The sequence below is a fragment of the Leptospira weilii serovar Ranarum str. ICFT genome (assembly GCF_000332415.1).
GTDB classification, from domain to species: Bacteria; Spirochaetota; Leptospiria; order Leptospirales; family Leptospiraceae; genus Leptospira; species Leptospira weilii_A.
The window spans coordinates 1-12,500 of sequence record NZ_AOHC02000049.1 but is presented as its reverse complement, the minus strand read 5'-3'; the positions used below and the strand labels follow the sequence as shown (position 1 = coordinate 12,500).

Sequence of the window (12,500 nt, the reverse complement as noted above, 5' to 3'; positions counted from 1 at the left end):
GATCAAAACCTAAATTCTTAAAATCCAAACGAAGATCCATGTTTTTAGGATACCATTCCATCTTTCCGTGTTTTCCTTCACGGACCCAGGAAAGAATATTCTCTCTGTCTTCGTTCGGAATTTTGGCGTCGCAAATCCCATAGAGATCAAAGCCCGAGTTTTCAATCAACGTTTTGAACTCGGAAATTATTTCTTTACTTTCGATCATAAAGTTGATATAAATTGAATGTGCAAAAAGAATTATCCGAAAAGTTGCCGTTTTCTAACAAAGACATCGAGTTATTTTCCCGTCATTCCGATTCCATCGATGATTCGGATATTGTGGCCGCTGTTCGTATCGCTCTATTGGCTAAAGATAAGGACCTTTCCCAAATTGGAAAGAATCTTACAGTTTCAAAATTTTCCGAACAAAAAAGTAAAACCCTTAAAACAAATCGTAAACTTTCCAAACAAATCGTATTCGCATCGGTCGTGGGAGCTTTGAAAGGTTTTGGGGAAAGAGATTTGAAACCGTTTCATATAAATCACAGACATATTTTTACCGAACTCGGTTCCGAGGTTCTAAAAACCGTGGAAGTTCCGGATTCAATCGATTTTATCTCGAACGAAGATAGAATCCAAATTCTAAAAAACGCATTCGATTACGGAATCCGCAAAGTGTATCACTTGGAATGGAAACTTTATACCTCGAAAGAACTTTATTAACGTGAGTTCGGCGTAAAAAAATTTGGGCGAATCAGAAACTCAATGTTGCTCCTGCGGTCGCAACATACAATCGCTTTCGCATTGATTATTCCGAATTCACGTTAAGGAACATCTCGAAACACGGTTCTGAGTAAAATAAAATTGCGAAAGTTTCGACGTTTTGCGTACGGAGGAATTAATAGTTGGAAATTCCTCAACAAAGTTAGGATTTGTACTTGCAAAAAGTATGATTTTCGAATATGAAAAAGTTTCACGAATTTTTCCACTGTCTGCCGAACGATCCTTAGAGAGCGAAGGCGACGTGAATTTCCGATTCGCCCAACCTTCAACCGTCAAACTCAAGTTGAGTTCTGATCTACTCCGCGTTTTTTGAAATTTTAGGAATCAACTCGAAGGTTTTAAACGTTTCTCATACTGCGTAAAACAAGATTCCCGCAAAGCTGACGAGTACGACCGCTTCCAAAATTCCCACGCCGACGTTTTGATCCCGGCTAATTTCTTCCTTCAAAGTACTGCCCGGCAAAATGACCGCGTCCGTAAGAAGTCTTACGGCAGGAATAACGATCAATCCGAGTAAAAAATCCAGAAACACGTGAAAGAGCGCGTGTTCCATGGATACGAGATCTTTGTGAAGGGCTCTGGCAATAATGATTCCAAGAGCGACTAACGCACCACTGTAGGAAATCCCGGCGGCTAAATTCTCCTTTTCCTTCAATTCCACATCCAAGGAATAAGGTACGATTTTTCGATACGCAAGTGTGAATAAAATCAGAGCGACCTGCCCGATGGTAAAAAATAAAACGCCGAGTAAGGTTCCGTCTAAAAGTTTTTGAACTGGCTCCAAAAGACCCAAATCCTTCCAAATCGAAAACGCAAGCGCCGAACCGTCCCCGCTGAGAGAAGCGGCAATGATCACCGAAGAAGCGATACTACTTCCGAATACAACGGCGCCTACGGCGACATTTTTTCCCGAATACACGAGTTCGTTAAAATCCAAACTCCGAAAGATCACCTTATCGTTGATAGAGTAGGAAAGATTTAAGAGAAGAATTCCGAGAATCCCGTAGTATAAAACTTGGAAGCAATCGGATATAAAATCCGTTCCCGGAGAAGATAGAATGACAAGCAGGATCAAAGTCAGTCCGAAATAATAACCGGCCAAACCGGAAGATACTGCTGTGTTGTTATTGACTATAATTTCCCGATCGAGATCGCCGGGTTCGATCCAATCCTTGATTTTTTTACCGATGTAAAAGAGAACAAAACTGATTAAAAAAAATACAGCGTCTCTACCTAAAGCGCTCAGATAACCGAGTATCGTTTCCATCGCACCAAATTAATCGGATACGGTTAAAATTTCATAGCCTTTTTCAGTCACGAGAATCGTATGTTCGAATTGTGCGGACCACTTTCCGTCCTTTGTCGTCACGGTCCAGCGGTCTTCCTTCGAAAAATTCACCTGCCACGTTCCCAGATTTACCATGGGTTCGATCGTAAAAATCATTCCCGGTTCCAACTTAGAAAGTTTTCGGTTCTGACGAAAATGAGGAATCTGCGGATCTTCGTGAAAACCTCTTCCGATTCCGTGACCCATCAAATCCCGTACGATTCCGTATCCTTTCGGAGTCAGAAAATCATCGATCGCGTTTGCGATATCGTCTACTCGATTGCCCGGTTTTACTTGTTCAATTCCGACGTACATCGCTCTCTCCGTATCTTTGACGAGAGTCTCCACTTCGGAGATCGTCTTCCCACCGACGATAAACGTACGTGAAGAATCGCCGTGATAACCGTTCAAAAGAGGAGTCACATCGATATTGACGATATCTCCTTCCTTTAAAACTTCTGCGGCCTTGGGAATGCCGTGACAGACAACGTGATTTACGGAAGTACAAATCGATTTAGGAAATCCTTTATAACCGAGCGGAGCGGATTTGGCCCCGTGCTTTTGCGTAAATTCCTCGCAGAGATCGTTCAACTGAAGAGTGGAAACGCCCGGTTGAACGTAAGCGGAAATATAATTCAAAAGTTTAGCGGCCAGTTTCCCAGCCGCTCTCATTTTTTCGATTTCGCTCTTGTTTTTGATGAAGATCAAATCGAATTAGAAATCGGTCGGACGCACCGTACTTCTTTTGTTGGATTCAGTACGTTTCACCGCGTCGTCGATCAATTGATGAATCTTCTCATTCAAACCGTCGATCGCGTCTCCGGAAGTCATAAATCCTTTAGACTTGATGTAAGCCTTCACTTTGCTCGTTACGATCAGGGTTTCCTTTTCGACATTCTTTCCAGCCATTGAGTTCTTCCTCTCTGTCTTAGTTTTCTTCTTTTGTGCCATCTTCAATATTGCTCCGGTTCACGGCCGTCCAGTTTGTTTTTGTCCGTTTTCGGTTTCAGTTTGCATTCTTTTTAGAAACCCGGAAAAAGAACAATCTTTTAGAACTTTCCCCTTTGCGACCTTACCTTAGTTTTAAAAAAAATGATACCATAACTTTAAAAGCGGATCTAAATACAAAACTTGAATCCGATTCGAAACGAAATGAGACATAGAACTCACATTGAAAGTCGTCAAGAAATATTTCATTTCTTCTTAAGAGACTCGCTTTGTAGAATCGTATTCACAAGACCCGTTTCTAAATTTAATTTTTCCGCAATCGTTTCCGCGGACCATTGAAAGTTATGATACAAATTCAGCACGGTGGCTTTCTTTCTTTGGATCAGATGGTCCTTAGAAGAATCCTTTGACTTACCGGCTTGAGGAGGGTCCGTGACCGCGCCTACCGCGTCCAAAAAGCCGGAAAGTTTTTCAAACTTATCGTCGGCTTCGCTGAGTAGACCTTCCAAGTCTTCCTTAACAACGACCGCTCCGGACTTCAAATCTTCCATACGGTGTTGTAAGGTGGAAATTTGTTTGTGTCTTTCGGAAAGGTCGACCATCAGATCTTCGATCTTTTCGAACTTCGCTTCCACGGAACGGATTTCTTCTTTTTTACGGAATAAGGACTCGATACGATCGTCGGTTTTACGAACGGTTTCGGCGATTTCCTTTTCTCTTGCTTCCAAAATTTCAACGTCGTTTTGAAGAGAATAGAGTTTGTTCGTAAGACCCTTAGCCGCCTCTTTGTGGGCGTCGGTCTCGTCAAAAAGACCTTTGACTTCTTCCCGAACGGATTCTAACGTTTCCAGTCTCGAAGTCAGATCTCCGAACGTTTCTTCCATCTCCAGGGCTTTTTCACCCGCTTCGAGAAGTCTCGTAAAAGTATCTTCCCAATCGGAAGATTTTCTTTGCAGTTCCTCAAACTCAACGCGAAGATCATCCGAAGATTCTTTGATGGAAGTCAGGGAACTGAGTCTGAATTTTAAGTCTTCGGTTTCGTGAAGAAGGGAATGTTTTAAGTTTTGCAGTTCGTCCAACTTTTCTCCGAGTTCGCTTAACAACGGAGTTTGTTCGTCGGCTCTGGAAAGAAGTCCTTCCATCGTTTGAATGTAAGAATCGGTTCTATCCACGATCTCACCCGCTTTGTGAAAGAGTTCGGTTTTTTCTCCGAGTTCTTCCATCTTATCGGTGATTTCCTCAACGGAAGAACGCAGGTTCTCCGATTCTTCCCGGATTTCCGTAATGAGATTTTGTTTTGCCTTGCCGATCTCTTCCAAATCGCGTTTCAGATCCAGTTGAAGTTCTTTGTATTCGTCCATCGAACCTTTGAATTCTTCTTTGCCCGAACGTAAGAATTCTTCGGCGGCGGATTCCATCTCACGCAATTGATTTTGAAGTTGTTTTTGAAATCCCTTCATTTGATCGTCGTTGTCTTTACGCGAAGCCTTGAGGGATTCTTCCAGATTTTTTTTCACATCCAGGATGTATTTGCTGATTCTCTCTTCGAGTTGGCCGAGTTGTAACTGACCCTTGTCCATAAGAGAAGTAAGTTGTTTGGAAATTTTAGAGTCGATCGTATCGTTTAAGCGGCTGATTTTCTCTTCCTGTTTTTCAAAAAAATCCTCCGCCGAGTCGCGCAGACGATCTAACACGCGTTCGGCGTCTCTTCCTGCGTTTTCGAGATTGGACTCCGTGTTGTTTCGGATTTTTTCCGCGTGAATTTCAAGGACCTTCTCGTTCTTTTTGACGATCTGTTCCATCTTATCGATGGTTCCGGAAAATTCTTCCCGAAGGTTTTGTAGAATTCCGTTTCCTTCTTCTTTGATACTTCGCAGAGATTCTCCGAGTCGATCGGAAACGACTTCCCCTTCTTTTTGAAAATTGGACTTATAACGGGAAACGAATTCTTCGATCCTATCTTTTTGAATGTTATATTCGTTTTTGAAATCTTCGAGAAGTCCCTTTCCTTCGACGTGGACGTCTCCGAGTTTTTCCTGAAGACGACCCATCTGATCCTGAGCGTTCAATCGAATATTACCCAACTCTTCTTCCCAATAACGGGAAAGATTCTCGAATCTCTGATCGATTTTGCGGACTTCTTCGTCCACGGTTCCGGAAAGCAGATCTATTTTTTCTTCCACCTGAGACAATAGATCGCCCGCGCTGGATTCCATCGCGGATTGAAGATCTCCCAGATACGAATCCACGTCTTTGATCCGAACGGAAATTTGTTTATCGAGAGTAACCACGGATTGACGAACCGCATCCAAGTCTTGTTGAATCAGCGCGGATCTTTCGGAATGAAGTTTAGAAAGTTCTAAATCGAATTCGTCTTTGAGAGAAACGATTCCGTGAACTGTTTTTTCCTTTGCGTCCTCTCTTGCCGCGTCCAGAGTCGCGTGAAATTCCTTGAAACCCAAAGAAATATCTTTTTTCAAAAGATCCGCGTCGTTGCGGAGGTTACCGCTGATGCGGTTGAACTCTTCTTCGAAAGTATCGATCTGACGAAGCAGTTCCGATTTACGAGCGTCCGCTTGACGCAGAAGTTTGTTTTCCGCTTCCAAATATTTTTCCTGGAAGAATTGAATCGATTCGTTGATCGATTCCGCCTGACGTCTCGTTTCGTTGAGAATTTCGTCTCGACGAGTCATAGTCTCCAAACTCATTCCTTCGATTTCTCTACGAATCGAATCCACTTCGAGTTTGACTCCGTTGATAAACGCCTCTTTGGAATGAGTCACTTGTTCCAAGATCCGATCCAGTTTTTCTTGAACGGATTTTTCGGAAAGTCTCGCCATTTCCTCGAGTTTGCGATCCGCCGCCTCCGATTTTTCTTCGATGCGGGAATCCAAACGTTCGAGTTTATCGTTTACGGTTAAAAATACGGTCTGCAGTTTTTCGGATCTAAGATCCAAATCCTCTTCTTTATCGCGAATCGTTTCAAAAAGAGAGGTTACCGCCGAACGAAGTTGTTCGATTTTTCCCACGGATTCTCGCATTAAAGAATTGGAATGTGCTTCCAAATTCTCTCTGTAGGTTCCGGCGATCGAGTTCAGACCCTGATCGATTTTATCGTTTTTAATTTCTAAAAGTTCTTCGAGTTCCACGATTTTGGCAGCGAGAGATTGTAAGAGTTCATCCGAACGAAGATTGACCTTATCGGAAAAAACTTCGAGAACCGCCTCGGCTTCCGATCTTAAATCCAGAATTTTCTGATCTAAAAGTTGAATTTCCCTCTTACCGGATTCCATACGCAGAAGTCCCTGTTGAATCGCATTGGATTCTTCCCGAATCTCCGAAGAAAGTTGAACCACTTCCTTGAGATCGCGTGCAACGCCGTCCAAAAAGTCGCGGTTGGTTTTGATGGATTCGAGCAATTGTCTGGATTCGTCGTTGAGGGCGTGAACGTCGTTTGCAAGTTTACGAGTTTGTTTGAGACTGATTTCCAAATCGATTCCGGCGTCTTTTACCGACCCGATCTTTTCCAACGCGATGGCGCTCAACTCTTCTTGAATTTTTCCGGTAAACCGTTTAATCTGGCTGAGTTTATAGTTGGATTTATCCAGCCTTCGAAGGAGGATTGTAATTCCCACGCTGGCTATAAATGGTAGGAGTAATTCTATTCCCATTGAATTTTATTTACCATGGACATAAGAAAAGCCGGTTCCAAAAGAAACTCATCTTTGGAATCAGCCGCAAAATTTCCGGAAACATTATGTCTCATCAAATTACGATTGACTATTCGAAAGATCGTAAAAAGAGCAAGAAAAAATTAAATTATGCTTAAAAAAAAGCCCTATTCCGGCTTTTCGACGGTTTATGACGCAGTGATGCGGGACGTCCAGTACAAACGTTGGGCGGAATTTATCCTTTCTACGTATGCAACTCACTCGGAAAAAAATCTCCCGAAAACCGTTTTGGATCTGGGCTGTGGAACCTGTAGGCTCTGGGAAGAATTTCCAAAAAACATTACATTTACCGGAATCGATTCCAGTGCGGAAATGCTCGAAATTGCCAAAAAAAAAGAGATTTCCGGAGAATGGATCCATTCCGATTTAGTCGATTTGAATCTGAGCGGGCAAAAATTCGACCTTGTCCTTTCCACACACGACACGTTCAATTACTTAAGCGACGAGGCGGATTTGAAAAAAGTTTTTTCCAAGATTCGAGCGCACTTAAAACCGGAAGGTCTTTTCTTTTTCGATCTGAGCAGCCTTTATAATTTTCAAAATCATTTCGACGGACAGACTTTCGTGGAACGGGTTAAAGGTTATAGGATCGAATGGAAAAATCGATTCTTAGTGGATTCCAACACTTTGGAATCCACTCTTACATTCTCTCGGAAAGGATCGAAAGAAAAATTTTCGGAAATCCACAGACACAAATATTTCCCAAGGAACACGATTCACGATCTTCTTTTCGAATGCGGACTTATACTTTTGGAAGAAGGCTCCGATTATAAAGATTGGGTCTTGAAAGAAGACGCTTCTCTCGTAAATTATCTCTGCCGTTTACGGAAATGAATTTACGAAATCGAAAACGTCGATCAGAATTTTAGGATGGAAAATCTTCCGCCGAGACCCGAGTAAAAGTCGAAAGATATTAGGAAACAGTATGTCAAAATTTAAAGTGGAAGGAAAGTCCGGAAAGATAACGATCGATACTCCGGTCATAGACGGTTACGATAAAATTTTCGACGAAGTGACTCAGAACGCTTCCAAGGGCGTCGTAACCGATGTGGAATTTTTTTTAGATCCCGTTAAAAAAATAACCTCCAGCGGAATCGCAAAACTTCTGACCGTCAAAAATCGGTTGGATAATTACGGAGTGAAAATGAAAATCAAAAATTTAAATCCGGATCTTTTGGAAATTCTCAAAAAATTCAAAGTGGACGGTAAACTCGGTCTTTAAAGTTTTCGAAAAACAATTTCCTCTTTCTACAACAATTTCGTACTACGGTCTTGATTTTTTGAAAAACAAAATCCGGATTCAAAAAAGTGTAAAGTCCTAAAGCCGATCGTTATAACAAGTTATTTCGAGATACGCTCTTCACTTACGATCGAATCTACAACAAGATCCAAATCGATTCTCTATTGACAGTCTCAGGGCTTCCAATTTCCTTTCATAAGAAATCTAAAATTTAGGACGAAAGCATGGCTTTGATCGAAGAATTCGAATCTCAGGGGAATTTTCTATTTCGTTGGAGATCTTACATCCCCGGAATCATTTTGATTCTCTGCCTTGGACTTTTGCCTTTCTATCGGTTTCCAGGCGATTCTTATACCTATCATCTTTACTATCAATCCTTCTGTTTTGCGATCAGCCTTTTGGGACTTTTCGTCCGTAGTTTTGTGATCGGTTACGCTCCTGCAAGAACTTCGGGAAGAAATACGAAAGAACAAGTGGCCGATCTGGTCAATCAAGAAGGAATTTATTCCGTCATCCGCCATCCTTTATATGTGGGAAATTTTTTGATGTATCTCGGCGCCGTTTTATTCTTAAAAAATTTTCTGATCGTGTCGGTCTTTATTCTTTTCTTTTGGGTATATTACGAAAGAATTATGTTTGCGGAGGAACAATTCTTACGTAAAAAATTCGGAGAGGCTTATCTTTCCTGGGCGAACGCCGTTCCCGCATTCATTCCGAAGTTCGGCGGTTATAAAAAACCGGGGCTTTCTTTTTCGATCCGCAACGTCGTTAAAAGAGAATACCCGAGCCTTTTCGGAATCCTTGTCATCTTCAGCGTTTTCGATTTAGTCGCGGTTTATTTTAACGAACCCGTTAGCAATCTGTTGGAGGCGATTCGTCTTCCTCAAATCGTACTATTCGGAGGCGGTCTCGTTTTTTATATTCTGGTGAGAGTCCTCGTTAAAACGACAAAACTTCTTCACGTAGACGGACGCTGAGCGAAACGGCTGACGAGCGATAGCGAGTAGTTCTTATGTGGAACATGAGAACTCTGAACGACCCATAACAAAGAGCGCCGTTTATTTTTCGTGAGAATTCGATTACTAAATTCAAATCGAAATTTTCAAGAGGAAAACGTTTGTGAAGAACTTTCCAGATAGGATTTCAGATGACCTGTCTCTTTCGTAAAAAAAACCGGAACGGGATAATTCGGTTGGGAAGAAATCAAAACGATCCCCTCGTCAAAAAAAAGAATCTTTTCGATTTCGGAAAAAGAATATCTATAACTGCTGTTCAACGCTTCGAAAGAAAGTGAATCCCTACTCTCGATCAATTGGCCCGGACCGATTCGTTTTAAACTTTTCAACTTATCGGGGGTCAATTCTTCCTTTTTGTTCGCGAGTTTTTCAAACGGTAGTTCTCGACTCTGATCCAAATATAAAATTCCGTCGATTTGAAAACGGACCTCTCTGACTTCTTCTTTCTGTTTTTGTTTTTCCACAAAGGAAAATTTAGGAGATTCTTCTAAGGTTCCGGAAGAATCCGAAACTTCCATCTCGTCCGATTTTTCCTCGACCAAAGAAACGTTTTCATAAAAGGATTCGGACTGTGCGGCTTTGTTCTGTTCCGGAATTTTTCTTCCTTCTACGAATAGGTTCTCCAGATGTTTTTGTTTTTCGATCTGTTCCAAACTTGGAACTCGTTTGGAAGCGGCGAGAATCTCCGCACCTTTGAGAGGATTGGATCTCGACATACTTTTATTTTCCGAATTTCCCTTTCGGGGTTCTCCAAACCTCTCTCCGCCCGAAGGAGAATTCGGGTTCAGAGAGACATAGATAAAACAAAGAAGTCCCACGAGAATGAGTGCGATTGCGATAAAGAGCATCATTTTATGTATCTGTCGATGGAGCGGGTTTCTGAAGCGTTTTTCTCACTTTTCTCCTTTACAGAAACACAAACCCTTTCAAGTTTACAGTTACAATCATGGAATTAGAAAACGTTTCTCTCAAAGACAAAATCATTCGTGCAGTCGTTGCCTTCTTTCTTTTTATACTTGTGGGTGGTTTGATCATCACCTTTCTTCCGGGAGACGCCGAAAAAAGCTTTTTCGACGTGATCTCCGGCCGCTCCAATTTGAACGCCGGAAAAATCGGGGATGATTCCATCCCCATGGACTATTTTCAGGCCGCGAAAAGAGATTGTTACTTCCAATACAGAAGTATCGCCCCTTCTCTTGCGGAAGATCCTTCCACACTTCAATCCTGCGCGTTTCAAACGATCCGCAGCTTGGTGGTAACCAAACAAATCGCAGATGTAACCGGATTTTCCGTTTCCGAAACCGGAATCCGCGAGGAACTTTCCGACGAGGCGAGGAGAATCTACAAAGAATCCGTAAACGGAGCCGGTTATTCCGACGAGGACGTCCGTAAACCGGAAGCCATCTACAAACAAATCCTCAACTCGGCCCCGATGCAATATCGAATCGATCGTAAAAATGCGAGCGGCCTCTACGATTCTCTCCTCAATGCAGATCTCAAAAAAACCGACGGAGAAATAGCAGTTCAAAAAGAATCCACTTCCGCGAGATTTCGGCTTAGAATCGTATCTTATACGGACGATCAACTTTCTAAACTCGCCGAAAAAGAAAGCCCCGTTTCCGAAGAAGTTCTACGCGCAAAGTACGAAAACGAAAAGAAAGAAGGAAAACTACCGAAGAATTCGGACGGCAAAGAAGTCGCTTTTGAAGAAAGGAAAAACTTCCTTAAAAGTAAACTCCTACTCGAACTCCGGTCCAAGTCCCAGGAAGAATGGAAAGGGAGATTGAAAACCCTTCAGGAAGAATCGGACGGTCTGCAAAAAATCGCCTCTTTGTTGGGTGTAAACGTTCAGGATTTTAACGATCAATCCCTTTTGAACCTCTGGGAACTAAAATCCGGAAACCAAAACATCCGACTTGGAAATAATACCCAGTTCCTTAAAGATTTGACCACCGTAAGTTTTGGGTCCAAAAAAGTCGGCGGCCCTTACAAAGAATCCGAAAAAAATGTTTTTGTAGAATTCGGTTCCTTGGAAATCGATTCGTCTAAAATCAATAATTCTCGGGGACCCGATTTGAGAGACAATCCGAACCTTATGAACGGGTTCGTCATGGAAATCAGTCAGGCGCTTCAGGAAAAATACCCGATTGAACGACGGATCGGTCAAAAGGTAGAAGAATAATGCAAATTCGGGCTGAATTGGTAAACCCCTTTCTCGAAGCGGCTACGATCGTTTTTAGAGACGTTCTGAAAACGGATTTGATCCGGGGAAAAATCGGAATCAAGGACAACCCGGAAACCAATCTCGAACTTTCCATCGTGATCGGGGTGATCGGAACTTTCAACGGAGAAGTGGTCTACGGCCTTAACTACGACGCCGCGTATAAAATCGCCGGAGTTCTAATGCCGGGGATGAGCGAACAGGATATCAAAAACGAGTACAAAGATATCCTGGGAGAAATCGCGAATATGACCACCGGAAATGCGATGAACATTTTTGCGAGTTCCGGTCAATCGATCGAAATCACCGCGCCTAACATCGTCGATTCTAAAAACGAAACCTTAAAAATTCCTAGAAAACCTTCTTTGGGGATCAGCCTGTTTTCCAGGTTCGGAAAACTGGATGTGAACGTCTCTCTTACATAAGATTTTTCGAATTCACTTCCGAACTTCTATTACTCATAACTATATAAGGAAGTACCTATTATTTTGCATTGAAACAGTATTTTACGATAAAAATTAACGGTACTCAATTTTATAGAGATCAGTAAGAGAAGACCTTTATTCAATAGAGTTGTTGAAAAATTCAATCGTCGCGATTCACAAAACTGCTTCAATCGTCCATTTCAATGAAACAGAAACAAATGGAAAATTAATTTTTCAACAACTTTAATCCAAAAATTATGGTTCTTCTCTTAAGATTTTCCCTCAAATCTCCGTTAGGCGAAGTGTTCTATATTCCAATTCCATTTTATAAGAATTTACGAGAATCATGATTGTAGGATTTTTTAGACTTTCTCGAAGTTTCGGATGAAATACCTGCCCGAATCCGTTACGATATAATTTTAACGTGAGTTCGACGGTTGAAATCTTGGGCGAATAAGAAACTCGAGTGCGTTCGCTCCCTGAACGCCGACCCATAGGAAGGCGTTCACTGAGTTTCCCGGGTCGCTCCGCAGCTCGCGAATTTCATAGCTAAAATGGGCTCGCGACCTAACGTTGCGACAGCAGGCAGCAACGTTTTGAGTTTCCCGAGCGACCGTAGAAGCGAGACGCTGAGTTGTTCGTTTTCGCTCCAATTCCTTCGGAATTAAACTCAATATTTCTCCCTGGTGCTGCGACCCTTAGGGAGCAGTGCCACTTTAGTTACCCAAGTCGTTCGAGTAACTCAACGCAGAGCTTTCCTAAACTCAATCTCACTCCCTATGAGTCGTGAGATAGGTCGAAATATATAATCGCTTTCGCATTTGTTA

At 42.2% G+C, this 12,500-nt stretch carries 11 protein-coding genes and 1 pseudogene (1 of these 12 running past the window's edge); 6 read left to right on the top strand and 6 right to left on the bottom strand.

The genetic code is table 11. The annotated features are described in order from the left end of the window. A protein-coding gene (gene queG, locus LEP1GSC060_RS16040) for a tRNA epoxyqueuosine(34) reductase QueG (protein ID WP_003008242.1) crosses the window boundary here: on the bottom strand, nucleotides 1-208 show its 5' portion. It extends 731 nt beyond the left edge of the window; the window shows 208 of its 939 coding nt (coding positions 1-208); its start codon is at nucleotides 206-208; the stop codon falls past the left edge of the window. Nucleotides 209-228: 20 nt separating this feature from the next. Between queG and LEP1GSC060_RS16035 the strand changes: the two genes are divergently transcribed. Next, nucleotides 229-705 (top strand): LIC_11502 family protein, encoded by a 477-nt coding sequence (locus LEP1GSC060_RS16035; protein WP_003008220.1) that lies wholly within the window; start codon nucleotides 229-231, stop codon nucleotides 703-705. Nucleotides 706-1,114: 409 nt separating this feature from the next. Here LEP1GSC060_RS16035 and LEP1GSC060_RS16025 read toward each other — a convergent pair whose 3' ends face one another. From LEP1GSC060_RS16025 to LEP1GSC060_RS16010, 4 genes are all read right to left on the bottom strand, one after another. After that, a complete protein-coding gene (locus LEP1GSC060_RS16025) occupies nucleotides 1,115-2,032 on the bottom strand; it encodes a DUF350 domain-containing protein (RefSeq protein WP_003008203.1) in 918 nt (305 codons plus the stop codon). Between the two features lie 9 nt (nucleotides 2,033-2,041). Further along, nucleotides 2,042-2,800 (bottom strand): type I methionyl aminopeptidase, encoded by a 759-nt coding sequence (map, locus tag LEP1GSC060_RS16020; RefSeq protein WP_003008222.1) that lies wholly within the window; start codon nucleotides 2,798-2,800, stop codon nucleotides 2,042-2,044. Between the two features lie 6 nt (nucleotides 2,801-2,806). After that, complete coding sequence (locus LEP1GSC060_RS16015) at nucleotides 2,807-3,001, bottom strand: hypothetical protein (protein ID WP_003008197.1); 195 nt, start codon at nucleotides 2,999-3,001, stop codon at nucleotides 2,807-2,809. 284 nt (nucleotides 3,002-3,285) lie between these two features. After that, nucleotides 3,286-6,711, bottom strand: a complete 3,426-nt coding sequence (locus tag LEP1GSC060_RS16010) for a SpiroCoCo family coiled-coil protein (RefSeq protein WP_036096841.1) — start codon at nucleotides 6,709-6,711, stop codon at nucleotides 3,286-3,288. A 150-nt stretch (nucleotides 6,712-6,861) separates the two neighbouring features. Between LEP1GSC060_RS16010 and LEP1GSC060_RS16005 the strand changes: the two are divergent. The 3 genes and pseudogenes from LEP1GSC060_RS16005 to lmtA all read left to right on the top strand — a co-directional run bounded on the left by LEP1GSC060_RS16005 (nucleotide 6,862) and on the right by lmtA (nucleotide 8,988). Continuing rightward, nucleotides 6,862-7,640 (top strand): annotated as a pseudogene (locus tag LEP1GSC060_RS16005) (class I SAM-dependent DNA methyltransferase). A 56-nt stretch (nucleotides 7,641-7,696) separates the two neighbouring features. Continuing rightward, a complete protein-coding gene (locus LEP1GSC060_RS16000; protein WP_003008230.1) occupies nucleotides 7,697-7,993 on the top strand; it encodes an STAS domain-containing protein in 297 nt (98 codons plus the stop codon). A gap of 242 nt (nucleotides 7,994-8,235) precedes the next feature. Next, nucleotides 8,236-8,988, top strand: a complete 753-nt coding sequence (lmtA, locus tag LEP1GSC060_RS15995; RefSeq protein WP_003008215.1) for a lipid A Kdo2 1-phosphate O-methyltransferase — start codon at nucleotides 8,236-8,238, stop codon at nucleotides 8,986-8,988. A 125-nt stretch (nucleotides 8,989-9,113) separates the two neighbouring features. Here lmtA and LEP1GSC060_RS15990 read toward each other — a convergent pair whose 3' ends face one another. Further along, on the bottom strand, nucleotides 9,114-9,878 hold the full coding sequence (locus LEP1GSC060_RS15990) for an LIC_11490 family protein (protein WP_003008240.1): 765 nt from the start codon (nucleotides 9,876-9,878) through the stop codon (nucleotides 9,114-9,116). A 95-nt stretch (nucleotides 9,879-9,973) separates the two neighbouring features. Between LEP1GSC060_RS15990 and LEP1GSC060_RS15985 the strand changes: the two genes are divergently transcribed. Together LEP1GSC060_RS15985 and LEP1GSC060_RS15980 are read left to right on the top strand one after the other, a co-directional pair. Then, entirely contained in the window at nucleotides 9,974-11,209 is a 1,236-nt protein-coding gene (locus LEP1GSC060_RS15985; protein ID WP_003008224.1) for a hypothetical protein, read from the top strand. Continuing rightward, complete coding sequence (locus tag LEP1GSC060_RS15980) at nucleotides 11,209-11,673, top strand: chemotaxis protein CheX (RefSeq protein ID WP_003008227.1); 465 nt, start codon at nucleotides 11,209-11,211, stop codon at nucleotides 11,671-11,673. Before LEP1GSC060_RS15985 ends, LEP1GSC060_RS15980 begins: the two co-directional genes overlap by 1 nt. Nucleotides 11,674-12,500 lie beyond the last annotated feature (827 nt).

Excerpts from the sequence above, each read along its gene's own strand:
- LEP1GSC060_RS16000 (WP_003008230.1), top strand. The coding sequence starts at position 7,697 with ATGTCAAAATTTAAAGTGGAAGGAAAGTCCGGAAAGATAACGATCGAT.
- LEP1GSC060_RS15980 (WP_003008227.1), top strand. The coding sequence starts at position 11,209 with ATGCAAATTCGGGCTGAATTGGTAAACCCCTTTCTCGAAGCGGCTACG.
- LEP1GSC060_RS15990 (WP_003008240.1), bottom strand. The coding sequence starts at position 9,878 with ATGATGCTCTTTATCGCAATCGCACTCATTCTCGTGGGACTTCTTTGT.
- LEP1GSC060_RS16025 (WP_003008203.1), bottom strand. The coding sequence starts at position 2,032 with ATGGAAACGATACTCGGTTATCTGAGCGCTTTAGGTAGAGACGCTGTA.
- LEP1GSC060_RS16015 (WP_003008197.1), bottom strand. The coding sequence starts at position 3,001 with ATGGCTGGAAAGAATGTCGAAAAGGAAACCCTGATCGTAACGAGCAAA.
- lmtA (WP_003008215.1), top strand. The coding sequence starts at position 8,236 with ATGGCTTTGATCGAAGAATTCGAATCTCAGGGGAATTTTCTATTTCGT.
- LEP1GSC060_RS16010 (WP_036096841.1), bottom strand. The coding sequence starts at position 6,711 with ATGGGAATAGAATTACTCCTACCATTTATAGCCAGCGTGGGAATTACA.
- LEP1GSC060_RS15985 (WP_003008224.1), top strand. The coding sequence starts at position 9,974 with ATGGAATTAGAAAACGTTTCTCTCAAAGACAAAATCATTCGTGCAGTC.